Below are 16,842 nucleotides of genomic sequence, written 5' to 3' on the forward strand. Positions count from 1 at the left end.
AAGTGACGCTATGAACATTGTATCCATTTTGCTCTCGCTGAGCTTAAGCGTCCCAGTGTTTGCCATTGCAGCAGACACTCAAAGCACAAGCGAAAACACAAACGGTAGTGAAATCGAGGTCCTTCACTGGTGGACCAGCGGTGGTGAAGCCCTAGCCGTCAAAGAACTAAAAGACATGATGAAAGAGCAAGGCCACAACTGGAAGGACTTCGCCGTTCCAGGACGTGCAGGAGCAAGTGCGATCAATACCCTTCGAATTCGCACACTTTCAGGCAACCCGCCCGATGTAGCACAAATAAAAGGTCCTGAAATTCAAGAATGGGGCGCTCAGGGTTTTCTCACCAATATCGATGACGTTGCTGAACAGCAAAGCTGGAGCGAATTACTTCCTCGCCGAGTATCGGACTATCTCAAAGTCGATGGTCACTATGTTGCTGTCCCTTTCAATATTCACCGAGTCAATTGGCTATGGGCGAATCGCAAGGTGTTTGAAGAAGTAGGCGCAGCGCTGCCACAAACGCTAGATGAATTCTTTGTCGCCGCTGAAAAAATCAAAGCTGCTGGCTATATCCCTCTCGCGCTAGGCAACGAAGCATGGCAAGAAGCGACGTTATTTGAATCCATTGCACTTGCCATCATGGGTACCGATGATTTTCGACGCGCATTTTCCGAGCATAATTCCGAACTGCTTACTGGCTCTAAAATGCGTGAAACCTTGCTAACGCTTCGGAGAATGAAGCAATACACAGATGCAAACAGTCCTGGTAGAAGCTGGAGTGACACCACTTCGCTCGTTATCGAAGGTAAGGCTGCCATGCAGATAATGGGTGATTGGGCAAAGGGCGAGTTTTTAGCAGCCGACAAAATCGCAGGAAAAGATTTCGTCTGTTTGCCGGCGCCTGGAACCGCTAATCAGTTTTCATTCAATATCGACAGCTTCGTATTTTTTAACAAAGACAACCCACAAACCATTGCCTCTCAAAAAGAGTTAGCGACGCTAATCCTTGATCCGGAGTTTCAGAGAGAATTTAACCAAAACAAAGGATCAATTCCTGTACGTGTTGATATCGACATGAAGAGCTTCGATGATTGTGCACAAGACGCCATGCAAGCCTTCCTGCGTGCCGCTGCGACCGACAACCTTGTTGCAAGTCTTTCGCACAACATGGCCATTGGACGCGCTTCCCAGATCGCGCTCTTTGATGTCATCTCCCGGTTTTACAACAACGACAACGTCGATATCGACGAAACGCTTCGCCACGTTCGCGCTGCTGTTCTTGCTGACAAACTATAGCGAATTCCTTCACTGTCGCAGACACCACCTCGGTGTCTGCCATCCGTTCTCGTTGTATACCCAATCAACCTGGAGATGCAGGATTCAGGTTGTTTGGGTATATATCTCTTTACCTATCTAAGCTTCCAAATTTTGAGAAAGCCATCTGATCTGATGCAAATTTAATCTGTTGTGTGGTTTGCGATCATGACACTCCGCCTTTCGAGTGCTATAACAAAATTGCAACAATTTGCTCGTATGCTCACCTAATGCTGCTCGTTCGAGCAGTTAGGACGTTGATACAGATAGAACAAGAATTGCAACTATTCCGACAGACAAGGAGTTCTACATGAAGTTAAGTCAATTGGCAGCATTCACCTCTGTTTCACTCATGCTCGCAGCACCATCCTATGCAGCAACAGAGATTGAGTGGTGGCATGCCATGGGTGGCAACCTAGGCGAAAAAGTGAATGAGATTGCTGACAAATTTAACGCAAGCCAAACGGAATTCGTGGTTAAGCCTGTTTATAAAGGTAACTACACAGAAACCATGACGGGTGCCGTTGCAGCGTTTCGCGCCAAACAACAGCCTGAAATTGTGCAGGTTTTTGAAGTAGGCACGGCGACTATGATGTCCGCAAAAGGGGCAATTTACCCAGTATACGAACTGATGAAAGACACGGAAACGCCGTTCGATTCATCAGAATATCTCTCATCCGTAACAGGCTATTACACGGACACAGATGGCAACATGCTATCTATGCCATTTAACAGCTCAACTCCTGTGCTTTATTACAACAAAGATTTGTTTGCCAAAGCGGGTGTTACACCACCAAAAACGTGGGAAGAGATGGGCGACGTTGCCAAAAAGCTGCGTGACAACGGCGTAACATGTGGCTTCACCACAGGTTGGCAATCATGGGTTCAAATCGAAAACTTCGGTGCGCGCCACAACCAACCGATTGCCACTGCTGACAATGGCTTTGGCAGCACAGATGCAAAACTTCTCATCAACAACAAACCGTTTGTTAAACACGTCAATCAACTGGCTGAATGGCAAAAAGATGGGACATTCAAATACGGAGGCCGCCGTTCAGACAGCGCACCACTTTTCTATAGCGGTGAATGTGCGATGTATATGAACTCATCAGCGTCTTACGCGGGTATCAAAGGTAACGTTGATGGCTTCGAGTTTGGTGTATCGCAATTGCCATACTACGAGTCTGAAATTAAGAACCCTCAAAACTCCATCATCGGTGGCGCGACATTGTGGGTACTTCAAGGCCACGACAAGAAAGACTATGAAGGTGTAGCGGAATTCTTCAAGTTCATGTCGAGCAGTGACATTCAGGCTGATTGGCACCAATTCACGGGTTACCTACCAATCACGCATGCTGCTTACAAGCAAAGCAAGAAAGAAGGGTTCTACGACAAAAATCCAGGTACCGACGTCGCCATCACGCAGATGACATCTGTCGAGCCTACGCCAGCGTCAAAAGGCATTCGTCTTGGCAACTTCGTACAAATCCGTGATGTGATCAACGAAGAACTCGAGAACGTTTGGTCTGGCGAAGCAACGGCGCAAGAAGCCTTAGACAAAGCAGTACAGCGCAGTAATGTCTTACTCGCTAAGTTTGCCAAAGCAAACAAATAACCCTCGAACGTAACGCTGAACTCATAACAGCGTCAGTTCTTAACTTGGCTAGTTAAAGTAATCAGACGGAGGGCGGGTTCGCCCCCCTCCTTCATGGAAGAGATGCAGATAGCTTATGGATAACAAACCCGTTTTCCAAAACACCCTACTGCCACTCATGCTCCTCGCTCCACAATTAATCATCACCTTTGTGTTCTTTTTGTGGCCGGCAGGACAAGCAGTTTGGCAATCAACCTTGCTAGAAGACCCTTTTGGTTTAAACACTGAATTTGTAGGGCTTAGCAATTTCTTCGAGCTATTCGAAGACAGTACGTATTTTGAAACCTTTGGCACCACACTGTTCTTCAGCTTCGCTGTTGCGGTGCTCGCACTGAGTGTCTCTTTGTTGTTGGCCGTCATGGCTGACCATGTCATCAAAGGCGCAACATCCTATAAAACCCTGTTGATATGGCCTTATGCCGTCGCGCCTGCCGTTGCAGGTGTTCTTTGGTTGTTCATGTTCAACCCGACTGTCGGCGTGCTTGCCCATGCACTTACTGCCATGGGAGTAGATTGGAATCCCTTTATCAATGGCAGTCATGGTATGACCATGGTGGTTATCGCCGCAACATGGAAGCAGATAAGTTACAACTTCCTGTTTTTCTTGGCCGGCCTTCAATCCATTCCTCGCTCACTGATTGAGGCAGGTGCGATTGACGGTGCTGGCCCCGCAAAACGCTTCTTCACCATCATTTTTCCACTGCTGTCACCGACGTCGTTCTTCTTATTAGTTATCAATTTGGTTTACGCCTTCTTCGATACCTTTGGCGTTATCCACGCGATGACACAAGGCGGCCCAGGCAGCTCAACCACCACCTTGGTTTACAAAGTATATTCAGATGGCTTTGTTGGCTTGAACTTAGGTTCTTCAGCGGCACAGTCTGTTCTGCTCATGATCTTGGTAGGTATTTTGACCGTGATTCAGTTCCGTTACGTTGAGAAGAAGGTGGCTTACTAATGGTAGAAAGAAGACCCCTACTCACCTTTTTTAGCCACTTTGTGCTTATTGTCGGTGTACTGATTGTCGCGCTGCCCGTGTGGCTGGCATTAACGGCCGCAACGCACGATAGCAAAGAATTCGTTAGTGGCATGACACCGCTATGGTTTGGCGACCGTGGCCTTGATGTGTTCATTGAAGTCTTCACCGAAGGCACATCGCGTGAGCTTGATATCACGGTTGCGGGCATGTTGTGGAACTCGACCTTAATGGCGCTGGGCATTGCCTTCGGCAAACTGTCGATATCCATCCTGTCAGCCTATGCCGTGGTGTATTTCCGCTTCCCCGGTCGTATGTTGGCGTTTTGGGTGATTTTCATGACCCTCATGCTGCCTGTTGAAGTGCGGATCATGCCGACATTTCAGGTCATTGCTGATCTCAGCATGCTTAACACCATGTCAGGACTCACCATTCCTTTGATTGCGAGTGCTACCGCTACCTTCTTGTTCCGCCAGTTCTTTTTGACCGTGCCTGGTGAACTGCTCGAAGCGGCGCGAATTGACGGCGCAGGCCCTATCAAATTCTTCTTTGATATTTTGCTTCCGCTTTCTCGCACTAACATCGCAGCCTTGTTTGTTATCACCTTTATCTACGGTTGGAACCAGTACCTCTGGCCGCTGTTGATCACGACGGATGACAACTACTACACCATCGTAATGAGCATTCAGCGCATGCTGGCAGTCGGTGATGGCGAAGTGGAATGGAACAGAGTGATGGCAACCACCTTGATGGCGATGGTGCCCCCCGTATTAGTGGTACTTGGTATGCAAAGACTCTTCGTGAAAGGTCTTGTAGAAACAGAAAAATAAACACCAATTATCCGGTAGATAGAAATCTTTCACACAGAGGATGCGTGAATGGCAACAGTAACACTCGATCAAATAAGCAAAGTTTACCCAAACGGGTTCAAAGCAATTCATGGCGTGGACTTAGCCATCAATGATGGTGAGATGATTGTCCTCGTCGGCCCAAGTGGTTGTGGAAAATCAACCCTACTACGCATGATTGCAGGCTTAGAAACCATTTCTGGCGGTACGCTTTCCATTGATGAACAACGCGTGAATGAGCGGGAGCCGGGCGAGCGAGATATCGCCATGGTGTTCCAAAACTACGCATTGTACCCACACATGACCGTCTTCAATAACATGGCCTATGGTTTGCGTAACCGTGGTGTACCGAAAGATGAAATTGAAAAGACAGTCAACGACGTTGCACAGATGCTCGAACTTGACCACCTACTAAAACGACGACCCTCCCAGTTGTCTGGTGGTCAACGCCAACGTGTCGCTATGGGACGTGCGATTGTTCGTCGTCCAAAGGCTTTCTTGTTCGATGAGCCACTGTCGAACCTTGATGCCAAGCTGCGTGTTCAAATGCGCCTTGAAATCAAAAAGCTTCAGCGCAACCTCAATACCACGGCGGTATACGTCACGCACGATCAGGTTGAAGCCATGACATTGGCTGATCGCCTCGTGGTGCTTAATGGTGGTGACGTTGAACAAATCGGAACACCGCTTGAAGTCTACGATAAGCCCGCGTCTCTGTTCGTGGCGACATTTATTGGCAGCCCATCAATGAATATTGTGCCCGGCGCAATCAAAGACGGGCAGCTTGTATTTGAGAATGGCGATTGCGTGAAACCACTGGACGTCGCTGATAGAGAATTGCTCATCGGTTTACGCCCTGAGCATCTTCAAATTGCTGACGATCCAGCGAATAAACAACTGTCTATGGATGTCATTCTGACAGAGTCTTTAGGTGCTGACTTACTGGTTTACGGCAATGTATCTGGTACTGAGCATCAAATTACACTGCGAGTGGAAGGACATATTGTGGTTGAAGATGGCGCTACGCTGCCGTTAACCATAGACTCACACAATGTGCACCTGTTCGACAAAGACACTGAGAAAGCACTCAGAGTGTAATCTTTTTTCAGTCCATATTACGGCTTGTAATCACTCAGCCTAGGCGCGTTCATCCTCTGAATCGTCTAGGCTGAAGCGAATATTCGTAACCTCCAAGCGCCCACTCTCTCGATGTTATAACCGTTTTACCTTCAATCTGAGCTTCCTGAGGTCAATGACTCTGACCTGATGACAATTTCCCTTTAAAACCTCGTCAAAGCCATGGGTTAATCACGATTTTTTCTCAGTGAAACATGCACCTTGAGGTCATTTGGGTATACCATTACCATAACAACAATAAAAATATGCCGTTCTGCAATGGCTATATACTTCGATCAAAAAGGATTTGCGATATGAGTCGTTCTGCCCTGCTTCTTCTTGCCACTCTTCTTCCCGGCATTGCCGTCGCCAAAGACATCAATCAAATTGATCCTGCATGTGCGACTCAGAAATATGAAAACTACGTCAACGCGTCGATTTCTTGGTACGAAAACTTGGTAGATTTAACCATTAAGAAAGACCCAAATTTAGAAGGCGTTGCTAACTGGTTTCTTGAAGGCCGACGCAATCACTTTACCCTGAATAACGAAGCGTTTGATTACTACATTGCAAACGACCCGAGTAAACTAAACCTCGACGCACCCGTTGAATCGTGGTTGAACTTGACGCAAGAAGACATAAAAGCACTGAGCCACTCACAAGGTGAACTTGCCGAAGCGGCAAAGAAAGTGTTTGAGTTCCGTCAAAGCAAAGCCCATGAAGGTAACTATGATCTGCGTTCTGCACTCGCTGATCTACTCAGTCATCCAAAAGAAATTGAAGTACCGCTAGAACGTTATAACAGTGAGATGCAAGCATTGTCCCAGACTCAATGTGACAAAAAAGCATAGTCGCTATCGCCAACAGGCAGTTCGGCACGGACTGCCTTAATTTTTGACGATCGCGACCTCATCTACCTACTGACAACTAGAAAGAACAATCTCCAAGTTGCATGACTCTCGTCGTGTCTCATCGATACATATTGTTCGGCGTCGCGTAAGCTAACCCCACCCAACTTCGAGAAAGCATTCCTGATATGGTCATTGAGACAAAGAAGGCAAAAGCATCACTAGAAAGCCTTCACCGTATTTTTACTGTACCTGAAGCCCCAAACTCCACTTTGGGAACGATTGAACAGGCGATCTCGCAGAACTTAAATCGTTTCCTGCAAGACCACATCATTGCCACCGAATATTCACTGACGGAAATAGAAAAAGACTTCTGTAACGCCAACGTACCAGAACAGCCGTCTTTTGTTTCTGACCACACAGAGTTTTTACTCGACAAACTGGTCGCGCAATCTGTACACACTTCTTCGCCGCGATTTATTGGGCACATGACCTCAGCATTACCCTACTTTTTGATGCCACTCTCTAAGATCATGATTGCGCTCAATCAGAACACGGTGAAAATCGAAACATCAAAAGCATTCACGCCTCTAGAGCGTCAAGTGTTGGGCATGCTTCATAAGCTTATTTATCAGCAAGATGATGCATTCTATGATAGCTGGATGCACAGTGCTGAGCACTCGCTTGGCGCATTCTGCTCTGGCGGCACCATCGCAAACATTACTGCGCTTTGGGTCGCTCGAAATGCTGCCCTAAAATCAGATGGCGCTTTTAAAGGTGTCGCTGAGGAAGGATTGTTTCGCGCCATGAAACATTATGGTTACGAGGATCTCGCCATTCTTGTCTCCGAACGCGGGCATTATTCGTTAAAGAAATCTGCCGATGTTCTGGGCATTGGTCGTGAATCTCTTATTGCGATTCCTACCGACGAAAACAATCGTATTCGTATCGATAAGCTTGAAGAAACTGTCGCATTACTCAAGAAGAAAAACATCAAGCCATTTGCGCTAATTGGTGTTGCTGGAACAACTGAAACGGGCAACATTGACCCGCTAGATGCCATGGCAGATATCGCCGAACGCGAAGGTATGCACTTTCACGTTGATGCCGCTTGGGGAGGAGCAAGCCTGCTTTCGAACACGCAACGTCCAAAGCTCAAAGGCATTGAGCGTGCAGACTCCGTCACCATTGACGCTCACAAACAAATGTATGTGCCCATGGGTGCTGGCATGGTGATATTCAAAGACCCATCGTTGGTTTCAGCTATTGAGCATCACGCTGATTACATTTTACGTAAGGGCTCAAAAGATCTCGGCAGCCATACCCTTGAGGGGTCACGTGGTGGCATGGCAATGCTGCTGTTTGCAAGCCTCAACATCATTGGTCGTCAAGGTTACGAATTGTTGATTGACCAAAGCGTCGAAAAAGCCGAGTACTTTTCCAACCTAGTCTCGCAGCAGTCTGATTTTGAGATCATCAGCAAACCCGAGTTGTGCTTACTGACCTATCGCTACGTTCCTGAATCTGTAAAGCAAGCCTACGCCATTGCCACATCAAACCAAAAAGATACGCTCCATGAACAACTGAATGCGTTGACGGTTTTCATTCAAAAACGACAGCGAGAAGCGGGTCAGAACTTTGTATCACGTACCACATTAACGCCCACTCATCTTGATGGGCGGTCGACGCATGTATTCCGTGTGGTACTCGCCAACCCGCTTACCACAAAAGATATTTTGCAAGATGTGCTTGATGAGCAACGTTGTATCGCGAAGCAAAGTACTCTTGTCTATCCCGAGCTGATGGCGTTAGCAAATAGCATTCTCCTCGCTTACGCCCCTATAACTCAGGCACTAACCACTGAGTAAAATACCAACCCCCAAGAAACTGCTATTGGCAGTTTCTTGGTTTTGCGATTGTTAACTCACTGAAATAACACCCCAATATTCGCCTGGTTGCTACGCTTAAACACGACAGTGTTTAAGCAACAGATGATGAGGTGACAATGCCAGCATTGGGATTTGAATTAAAAGCGTTAGATGTTTTCGTCGCAACGGCAAAGATTGGCAATATGACTGCCGCCGCCGCACAGCTCAATATGTCCCAATCCGCTGTTTCTCAGATCCTTTCGCAACTTGAATCCAACCTCGGAGTCAAACTGCTCGACCGCAGCGTTCGCCCCGTCGAACTCACCGTGGCAGGGCGTTACTTCTATGACCAATCCGTTCATTTACTCGATCAGGCATACAAAACTCAGCATGAGGTGACGAAAGGGAGTTTTGATCGTCTTCATTTGGTAAGAATTGCCATGGTGGACTCACTCGCCGCAACTGTCGGGCAGCCGCTGATTGAGGTAGTGAAAAAGCACACCGAGAATTGGACCATGATGACGGGCTACTCACATCTCCACCAGCAAGGGTTACTGAGTCGTAGTATTGATATTATCATTTCTGATGATGTACTCGAAAAACAAGATAACCTTAGGCGCTGCCAAATACTCAAAGAGCCCTTCGTGCTTGTCATTCCTCGTGGCTTCCACGAAAGATTCCCAGATTTATGCACGTCATTACCCGCTCTTAGCAGACATTTAGACATGGTTAGATACAGTCAACAAAGTCTTATTAGTCAGTCAATTGAGACTTATCTTCACCAGCAGGGCTTAGATGTGCCGGACCGCATGCAACTCGACAACACCTATGCGGTGCTATCTGCAGTGGCACAAGGTTTAGGTTGGGCTCTCACTACGCCATTGTGCCTCATGCAAGGTGAGTTGTTTCGTCAGCAAATCACCTGTCTGCCACTTCCTGAAAAAGATACATTTTTCCGCTACTTAACACTCATAGCTCGACGCAATGAGCTGGGTGATTTACCGGAAACGCTTGCCCACGACAGCTGCAAAATACTCAGAGACCACTACTTAAATAAAATACGCCAAGATCATCCATGGTTGGATGGGAAAATCCGCATCGGGCGTTACTCTGCAGTGTGATCACGATCGTTACTATTAGCAATCCTTATAGTATTGCCTCACTTTCCGTGATTGTTGTGGCAGTTTTTTTGCTTCATCTCCTACCTTAATTTCATTAGATCGTTACCGAACGCCAGACTATGAAACTGGAAACGGTGCTTCTGGGTGTGCGTCAACTATCGTTGATCAGTGAATGTTATTTAGTGCGATAGCCAAAGGTTTCAATACAAGGAGCGGCAATGGAAGCGCGGGAAGTAAAATCAGCCGAGGATGCAAAGCGCATTGTTGAAGAAAGAAAGCTGACTCATGTGAAAGTGGGAGTATTTGACAACGATGGTGTCATGCGTGGCAAGTACATGTCTAAAGACAAGTTCTTTTCCTCTCTAGATGGCGGCTTCGCCTTCTGCGATGTGGTGCTAGGCTGGGATGTCAAAGACCAATTGTATGACAATGTGAAATTCACAGGCTGGCACACAGGATACCCTGATGCCCCTGCTCGAATTTTGCCAGAAACGTGTCGTGATGTGCTGGACGAAGATGGCATGGTGATGTTCATTGCCGAGTTTGCAGGTGCAGCTGAAGCAGTTTGCCCACGCGCCACACTGCGACGCGTACTCGATAAAGCCTATGAAATGGGATTTGATGCGTTTGCGGCCCTAGAATACGAATTTTTTATCTTCGACGAAACGCCACACTCCGCACGAGAGAAAGGGTACCGTAACCTCAAAACCATTACGCCAGATTGGTTTGGCTATTCCATGATCCGCAACTCCACCTATTCTGGGTTGTATAAAGCTATTCTCGCCATGAGCGAATCCATGGACTTTCCCATTGAGGGCATCCACTCCGAGACGGGCCCTGGTGTAATTGAAGCCGCGTTAGCCTATGACTCAGCGCTCAATGCCGCTGACAAAGCAGCCCTGTTTAAAACTTACATGAAAGTGCTCGCACAGAAAAACGACATGATGGCGACCTTCATGGCGAAATGGAGCAATGACTACCCCGGCCAAAGCGGGCACATTCACGTCTCTTTACGTGACAAACAAACAGGAAAGAATGCATTTTATGCGCCAGACGCAGAGCTCAACATGAGCGACATACAGCGTCACTTCCTCGCAGGTCAGCAACGTCTCATGCCACAGTTTTTGTGCATGATTGCGCCATCAATTAACAGTTATTCCCGAATGATCCCCGGCTTCTGGGCGCCGACTGATGCTACGTGGGGTGTGGAAAATCGCACCACATCACTTCGCGTTATCCCAGGATCTGAGAAATCTCAACGTATTGAATATCGCCTCGGTGCGGCAGATGCTAACCCCTACCTCGCCCTTGCTGCTGCGCTGGCTTCAGGTCTTTACGGTATCGAGCACAAACTCGAACCTCATGACCGAATCATCGGTAACGCATACGAAATGACGCATCCCGAGGAGCTTCAACTGCCTCGCACCTTGTGGGAGGCCGCACAATCGTTCAAACAGTCCGAAGCCGCGAAGGCCATGCTCGGTGATGCTTTTGTTGAACACTATGCCGCATCAAGAGAATGGGAAGAACGAGAGTTCCGTAAGCATGTGACGGATTGGGAATTAGACCGCTACTTCGAAATTATTTAGGTGGGAAACATGGAACGTTTTCAAACAATCACACCCGTTGATGGTTCAGTGTATGTCGAGCGTCCTTACGCGACAGCCAACGTCATCAATCTTACGCTGGAAAAAGCACAGACCGCGCAAACACATTGGCAAGCATTGCCTCTTGAAGCACGCCAAGCCATTTGCACAAAGGCAGTGGAGTGTTTCGTGGCAAACCAAGATGCCATTGGTGAAGAAGTCACGTGGATGATGGGCCGACCAATGGCTTACACCAAAGGGGAAGTCGCTGGTTTTGTAGAGCGTGCTACACACATGATTAATATTGCGCCCGAGGCGCTAGCACCAATCATGTTACCCGAGAAACAAGGTTTTCGCCGATACATCAAACGTGTTCCCCTTGGAACTGTCTTCGTCGTTGCGCCTTGGAACTACCCATACCTTACTGCCGTAAATGCCATCGTTCCTGCATTATTGGCGGGCAATACAGTGATCCTCAAACATTCTGCTCAAACACCACTTTGCGCAGAACGTATGGTTGCTGCCTTTGTTGAGGCAGGCATTCCAGAGGATGTTTTTCAATATCTGCATTTATCTCATGCAGACACAGAAAACGTTATGCAACACCACAGCATTCGCCATGTCGCTTTCACAGGGTCAGTTCCTGGCGGTGCAATGGTTGAACGTGCCGTTGCAGGTCGATTTATCGGTACTGGTCTAGAGCTTGGCGGCAAAGACCCTGCGTACATTCGCCAAGACGCTGAGGTCAAGAATGCTGTGGAAACCGTCATTGATGGTGCGTTTTTCAATTCAGGGCAGTCTTGTTGTGGCATGGAACGTCTATATGTACATGAAGATGTCTACGACGATGTCGTCAATCAGTCCATTGAACTGGTTAAACAGTACAAACTCGGTCGCCCAGATAATCCAGAAACTTCTTTAGGCCCGCTAGTTCGTACTGCATCTGCAGACTTCGTGCGCGCTCAAACACAAGAGGCGATCAATCAAGGCGCTAAAGCCCTGATCGACCCGCATCACTTTCCTGCCGATCAACCCAATACGCCGTACCTTGCCCCTCAGTTACTGGTCAATGTCACTCATGCTATGCGTGTGATGACCGAAGAAACCTTCGGTCCACTACTCGGTATCCAAAAAGTGAAAGATGACGATGAAGCACTTCGCTTAATGAATGACAGCGAGTTTGGTCTGACAGCGGCAATCTTTACCCAAGACGAAGCACGAGGAGAGCAACTGGCAGAGCGGGTAGAGGCTGGTACCGTGTTTCTTAATCGCTGTGATTACCTCGATCCTGCGCTTGCTTGGGTGGGTATCAAAAACAGTGGACGCGGTTGCACACTGTCCCAAGTTGGCTTTGAACAATTGACACGTCCCAAATCTTTTCACTTTAAGCGCGTTTAGGAGCACACCATGAGCCTTTCTTCTTGGAACTACCCCACAGCCATGGTCGCGGGTGAAGGTGCAATCTCGCAACTCCCTGATGCATGTCACAATCTCGGTATGCGCCGACCATTACTGGTGACGGATCCTGGAATCGCGGCATTACCGATGACCAATCAAATCATTGATTTATGTCAGCAATCAGGCATTGAACCGACCCTGTTCAGTGACGTGCAAGGCAATCCGACTGGCCAAAATGTAGAAGCAGGAAATCGTGCATTTGTTGGCGGCGAACATGATGGCGTTATTGCGCTCGGTGGCGGCTCAGCACTAGATTGCGCCAAGGCCATTGCATTGTCCGCGCAACAGACACGTTCGCTTTGGGATTTCGAAGATGTCGGCGACAACTGGACGCTGGCCAATGAAGACAAAATTGCGCCAGTTATTGCTATACCAACCACGGCTGGTACGGGTTCTGAAGTGGGTCGCGCCTCAGTCATCACCAACGAGCACGAGAAGCGAAAAATCATCATTTTTCACCCAGCTATGGTGCCGCTAAAAGTTATCCTCGACCCCACACTGACAGTCGGTTTGCCAGCCGCTATCACGGCGGCAACTGGCATGGATGCCCTCTCACATAATCTCGAAGGTCTGTGCTCTCCGTTCTATCACCCAATGGCTGAAGGGATCGCAATAGAAGGCATTCGACTTATCAAGCACAACTTGCCAACCGCCGTCGACAATGGCGCAGACATAGATGCACGAACGCAAATGCTCGTCGCATCAAGCATGGGCGCAACGGCTTTTCAAAAAGGGCTGGGGGCGATGCACGCCATCGCTCATAGTCTTGGCGCTTTGTATAACAGTCATCATGGCTTACTCAACGCTATTTTGATGCCCTATGTGCTCAACGCCAATCGCGATCAAATCGAAGACAAAATGACACGACTTGCTCGGTACCTTGATTTAGATATTCAAGGAACCGGTACAGATACCGTGCTGGCTTGGGTATTAGCGCTGAGAAAATCGGTTGGCATACCGCATACATTGGGTGAAATCGGCATTACTGAATCAGACGCCGAACTGGTGGGCATAATGGCGCTGAACGACCCTTCAGCGGGCGGTAACCCGATTTCATTCACCGCGAAGCAATACAGCCAGTTGTTCTCAGATGCTGTAAATGGCAACGGCGTGTAGTGGGGACGACGTATGCAGGTTGGCATTTTACTTTGCGATGATGTGAAAACAGAGCTTCAGGCGACACATCAGAACTATTCAAACATGTTCGCCGCGATTCTATATCGCGAAGATCCAGAATTGTCGTTGCACTTCTATCGGGTGATTGACGGAGAATATCCGCAGCAAATCGACGAGTGCGATGGGTACATTATTTCAGGGAGTCGCTACAGCGTGTACGACGACCTGCCATGGATAAATAGGTTCGAAGCCTTTGTTCGCACTCTGTACGCTGAAGGCAAGCCGACTGTCGGTATTTGCTTTGGCCATCAGATGATGGCGCGAGCGCTAGGTGGGGAGGTCCGCCGATCAGAACGTGGCTGGGGTGTTGGTATCGCCACCAGCGAAATCAAAGCCAATGCTGATTGGCTGGATCCTGAAACGAGAAAATTCTCATTGGTCGTCAGCCATCAAGATCAAGTGAGTCGTTTACCCAAGCACGGAAAAAACCTAGCAGGAAGTGAATTTTGTCCCATTGGTATGTTCACCGTAGACAATCACTTTCTTGCCATTCAAGGGCACCCCGAATTCAGCCGCGCGTATTCTTTCGATCTCATGGAAACTCGGCGTGACCGTATTCCCGAAGCCGTTATCGATAAAGGTCAGGCATCACTGACTCATACACCTGATAGCGGCAATGTCACCAAATGGCTACTGAATTTCTTGCGCCAAGCTACGCGCAATTAACTCCGAAACTAATGATCATCATAAGGATATGATTCATGGACTCTACCCGCGATGAAGCCGATGAGACACTGAAGTATCTGCCCTCACCGCTAGCAGGCTATGTCAGGTTTGTAGAAACGATTAACTACTATGTAGGCCGTTTCGCTATGTACCTCATTTTTCTCATGCTTGGCATCCTCGTTTATTCCTCTGTCACCAAAACCTTTTTCTTTCCGTCACTTTGGACATTGGAAATGGCGCAGTTTGTCATGGTTGCTTACTACATGCTAGGTGGTCCCTATTCCATGCAACTCAATAGCCATGTACGCATGGATTTAGTGTATGGAAATTGGTCACCGCGAACCAAGGCAATGGTTGACACTGTTACCGTCCTCTTTCTGTTTATCTATCTCGCCGTGTTGCTTTACGGCGGTATTTCCAGCACCACTTACGCCTTGGAATATGGCGAACGTAGCTATTCCGCTTGGCGACCTTATATGTCTCCTATCAAAATTATCATGTGCGTCAGCATCTTCCTTATGATCCTTCAAGCGACGGCCGTCATGCTCAAAGATATCGCGAAATTACGTGCACCTCTTGATCCGCCAGCGAGTTCAGCAGAAGGAGATGCACAATGAGCTATGAGTTGATCGCACTTCTGATGTTCTCCTCCATGATGTTGATGTTGCTAACAGGCCAACGCGTCTTTGCCGCCATAGGCTCTGTCGCCGTTATCGCTTCATTGTTGCTTTGGGGCGATGGCGGCTCAGAAATCGCCTTCGGCGCCGCAATGAAACTCATGAAGTGGTACCCACTGCTTACCCTACCCCTGTTTATCTACATGGGTTACATGCTGTCAGAATCCGGTATTGCCGAAGATCTCTACAAAATGTTCCACGTTTGGATGGGGCCGATTCACGGCGGGTTAGCTATTGGGACAATTCTCTTAATGGTGGCCGTCTCTGCCATGAATGGCTTAAGTGTGGCGGGCATGGCTATCGGTGCCAGTATCGCCCTTCCCGAGCTGCTTCGGCGAGGCTATGACAAAATCATGGTCACAGGGGTCATTCAGGCGGGTAGCTCTCTTGGGATACTCGTACCTCCCAGTGTGGTACTGGTGCTCTATGGCATGATCGCGAGACAACCCGTTGGGCAATTATGGTTAGCTGGCGTGTTCCCCGGCTTGCTCATGGCGTTCATGTTCGTCATGTATATCGTCATACGTTGTAAACTTCAGCCACAACTTGGCCCTGCGCTGTCAGAAGAAGAACGTAACGTCCCCTTCTCTGAAAAACTCAAGCTACTGCGTGCAGGTGTACTTCCTCTTGGGATCTTTTTCTCAATGACTGGCCTGTTCCTCATGGGCGTAACCAGCCTGGTCGAAAGCTCCGCTGTCGGTGCGCTCGCTGCGACGGTCGCCGCCATAATCAAGCGTCGTATGACAAAGCAAGTTATCGAAAACACACTGCGAAAAACCCTCGCCATTAGCTGTATGTTCATGTGGATTATTCTGGCAGCACTGTGTTTTGGTGCAGTATTCGACGGGCTAGGTGCAGTCAAAGCGATTGAAGCCTTATTCGTCGACAGATTGGGGCTCACGCCTTGGGAAGTACTGATATTGATGCAGCTTTCTTATCTCATCATGGGCACATTTCTCGACGATACCGCCATGCTGGTCATCGTCGCGCCGCTTTATGTCCCCTTGGTCAAATTACTTGGCTTCGACCTCATTTGGTATGGCGTGCTCTACACCATTACCTGCCAAATTGCCTATATGACGCCGCCATTCGGTTACAACCTCTTCTTGATGAGGGCAATGGCGCCTCCAGAAGTCTCGTTGACTGATATATACCGTTCCATTATTCCGTTTGTACTCATCATGATGGGCGCGCTTGTCATCGTGATGGTTTTCCCACAAGTCGCCTTGTGGCTGCCAGAATGGCATTACAGCCGATAGCTGGCAAAAGAACCTAGACTCAAAAGTAAGACAAGCAAGGTGTAATACCAATTGGATTAAGTAGGTGGTCATAAATTTGCGCCGGGAAAATCGTCAAGAGCAAGGAAGATATTGCAGTAAGTAGTTATTCTACCAACAAAATATCTGACGCCGTTATTGTCGATTTTAACCAGCAAGAATGACCGAATATTTAATCAGATTGGTATAACACCGAGACACGTAAACCAAACGATGTAGCGTCAAACAGTGCAACATCAAACCTATATGTGAAAAGGAC

Annotated in this window: 14 protein-coding genes; all 14 read left to right on the top strand. The window is 48.1% G+C overall.

The features are described from left to right. Positions 1-10 precede the first annotated feature (10 nt). The 14 genes from L4D06_RS02745 to L4D06_RS02810 all read left to right on the top strand — a co-directional run bounded on the left by L4D06_RS02745 (position 11) and on the right by L4D06_RS02810 (position 16,565). The gene (locus L4D06_RS02745; RefSeq protein ID WP_429737776.1) at positions 11-1,294 is read left to right on the top strand and encodes an ABC transporter substrate-binding protein; all 1,284 of its coding nucleotides are present in this window, start codon (positions 11-13) and stop codon (positions 1,292-1,294) included. A gap of 328 nt (positions 1,295-1,622) precedes the next feature. Beyond that, on the top strand, positions 1,623-2,927 hold the full coding sequence (gene ugpB / locus L4D06_RS02750) for a sn-glycerol-3-phosphate ABC transporter substrate-binding protein UgpB (RefSeq protein WP_429737777.1): 1,305 nt from the start codon (positions 1,623-1,625) through the stop codon (positions 2,925-2,927). A 115-nt stretch (positions 2,928-3,042) separates the two neighbouring features. Beyond that, positions 3,043-3,924, top strand: a complete 882-nt coding sequence (ugpA, locus tag L4D06_RS02755; RefSeq protein ID WP_429737778.1) for a sn-glycerol-3-phosphate ABC transporter permease UgpA — start codon at positions 3,043-3,045, stop codon at positions 3,922-3,924. Beyond that, positions 3,924-4,772 (top strand): sn-glycerol-3-phosphate ABC transporter permease UgpE, encoded by an 849-nt coding sequence (gene ugpE / locus L4D06_RS02760; RefSeq protein ID WP_017009426.1) that lies wholly within the window; start codon positions 3,924-3,926, stop codon positions 4,770-4,772. Before ugpA ends, ugpE begins: the two co-directional genes overlap by 1 nt. Before the next feature lie 48 nt (positions 4,773-4,820). Beyond that, on the top strand, positions 4,821-5,888 hold the full coding sequence (locus L4D06_RS02765; protein WP_429737779.1) for a sn-glycerol-3-phosphate import ATP-binding protein UgpC: 1,068 nt from the start codon (positions 4,821-4,823) through the stop codon (positions 5,886-5,888). 332 nt (positions 5,889-6,220) lie between these two features. Next, positions 6,221-6,757, top strand: coding sequence for a hypothetical protein (locus tag L4D06_RS02770; RefSeq protein WP_429737780.1), 537 nt, complete (start codon positions 6,221-6,223; stop codon positions 6,755-6,757). Between the two features lie 185 nt (positions 6,758-6,942). After that, positions 6,943-8,622 (top strand): pyridoxal-dependent aspartate 1-decarboxylase PanP, encoded by a 1,680-nt coding sequence (panP, locus tag L4D06_RS02775; RefSeq protein WP_429737781.1) that lies wholly within the window; start codon positions 6,943-6,945, stop codon positions 8,620-8,622. 137 nt (positions 8,623-8,759) lie between these two features. Next, positions 8,760-9,743 carry a LysR family transcriptional regulator gene (locus L4D06_RS02780; protein WP_429737782.1) on the top strand — a complete coding sequence of 328 codons (984 nt, stop codon included), beginning with the start codon at positions 8,760-8,762 and terminating at the stop codon, positions 9,741-9,743. Positions 9,744-9,961: 218 nt separating this feature from the next. Beyond that, positions 9,962-11,332: a glutamine synthetase family protein gene (locus L4D06_RS02785; protein WP_429737783.1), complete on the top strand. Its 1,371-nt coding sequence runs from the start codon at positions 9,962-9,964 to the stop codon at positions 11,330-11,332. A gap of 9 nt (positions 11,333-11,341) precedes the next feature. Then, a complete protein-coding gene (locus L4D06_RS02790; protein ID WP_429737784.1) occupies positions 11,342-12,727 on the top strand; it encodes an aldehyde dehydrogenase family protein in 1,386 nt (461 codons plus the stop codon). A gap of 9 nt (positions 12,728-12,736) precedes the next feature. Beyond that, positions 12,737-13,903: an iron-containing alcohol dehydrogenase gene (locus tag L4D06_RS02795; protein ID WP_429737785.1), complete on the top strand. Its 1,167-nt coding sequence runs from the start codon at positions 12,737-12,739 to the stop codon at positions 13,901-13,903. 12 nt (positions 13,904-13,915) lie between these two features. Continuing rightward, positions 13,916-14,629, top strand: coding sequence for a glutamine amidotransferase-related protein (locus tag L4D06_RS02800; RefSeq protein ID WP_429737786.1), 714 nt, complete (start codon positions 13,916-13,918; stop codon positions 14,627-14,629). Between the two features lie 35 nt (positions 14,630-14,664). Continuing rightward, positions 14,665-15,246: a TRAP transporter small permease subunit gene (locus L4D06_RS02805; RefSeq protein WP_274163926.1), complete on the top strand. Its 582-nt coding sequence runs from the start codon at positions 14,665-14,667 to the stop codon at positions 15,244-15,246. Next, positions 15,243-16,565, top strand: a complete 1,323-nt coding sequence (locus L4D06_RS02810; RefSeq protein ID WP_274163925.1) for a TRAP transporter large permease — start codon at positions 15,243-15,245, stop codon at positions 16,563-16,565. Before L4D06_RS02805 ends, L4D06_RS02810 begins: the two co-directional genes overlap by 4 nt. The last annotated feature ends 277 nt before the right edge of the window (positions 16,566-16,842 follow it).

The organism is Enterovibrio makurazakiensis (assembly GCF_050336585.1).
Classification (GTDB): Bacteria; Pseudomonadota; Gammaproteobacteria; order Enterobacterales; family Vibrionaceae; genus Enterovibrio; species Enterovibrio gelatinilyticus.

Excerpts from the sequence above, each read along its gene's own strand:
- L4D06_RS02810 (WP_274163925.1), top strand. The coding sequence starts at position 15,243 with ATGAGCTATGAGTTGATCGCACTTCTGATGTTCTCCTCCATGATGTTG.
- ugpA (WP_429737778.1), top strand. The coding sequence starts at position 3,043 with ATGGATAACAAACCCGTTTTCCAAAACACCCTACTGCCACTCATGCTC.
- ugpB (WP_429737777.1), top strand. The coding sequence starts at position 1,623 with ATGAAGTTAAGTCAATTGGCAGCATTCACCTCTGTTTCACTCATGCTC.
- L4D06_RS02805 (WP_274163926.1), top strand. The coding sequence starts at position 14,665 with ATGGACTCTACCCGCGATGAAGCCGATGAGACACTGAAGTATCTGCCC.
- ugpE (WP_017009426.1), top strand. The coding sequence starts at position 3,924 with ATGGTAGAAAGAAGACCCCTACTCACCTTTTTTAGCCACTTTGTGCTT.
- L4D06_RS02780 (WP_429737782.1), top strand. The coding sequence starts at position 8,760 with ATGCCAGCATTGGGATTTGAATTAAAAGCGTTAGATGTTTTCGTCGCA.
- L4D06_RS02800 (WP_429737786.1), top strand. The coding sequence starts at position 13,916 with ATGCAGGTTGGCATTTTACTTTGCGATGATGTGAAAACAGAGCTTCAG.
- L4D06_RS02785 (WP_429737783.1), top strand. The coding sequence starts at position 9,962 with ATGGAAGCGCGGGAAGTAAAATCAGCCGAGGATGCAAAGCGCATTGTT.
- L4D06_RS02765 (WP_429737779.1), top strand. The coding sequence starts at position 4,821 with ATGGCAACAGTAACACTCGATCAAATAAGCAAAGTTTACCCAAACGGG.
- panP (WP_429737781.1), top strand. The coding sequence starts at position 6,943 with ATGGTCATTGAGACAAAGAAGGCAAAAGCATCACTAGAAAGCCTTCAC.
- L4D06_RS02790 (WP_429737784.1), top strand. The coding sequence starts at position 11,342 with ATGGAACGTTTTCAAACAATCACACCCGTTGATGGTTCAGTGTATGTC.
- L4D06_RS02745 (WP_429737776.1), top strand. The coding sequence starts at position 11 with ATGAACATTGTATCCATTTTGCTCTCGCTGAGCTTAAGCGTCCCAGTG.
- L4D06_RS02795 (WP_429737785.1), top strand. The coding sequence starts at position 12,737 with ATGAGCCTTTCTTCTTGGAACTACCCCACAGCCATGGTCGCGGGTGAA.
- L4D06_RS02770 (WP_429737780.1), top strand. The coding sequence starts at position 6,221 with ATGAGTCGTTCTGCCCTGCTTCTTCTTGCCACTCTTCTTCCCGGCATT.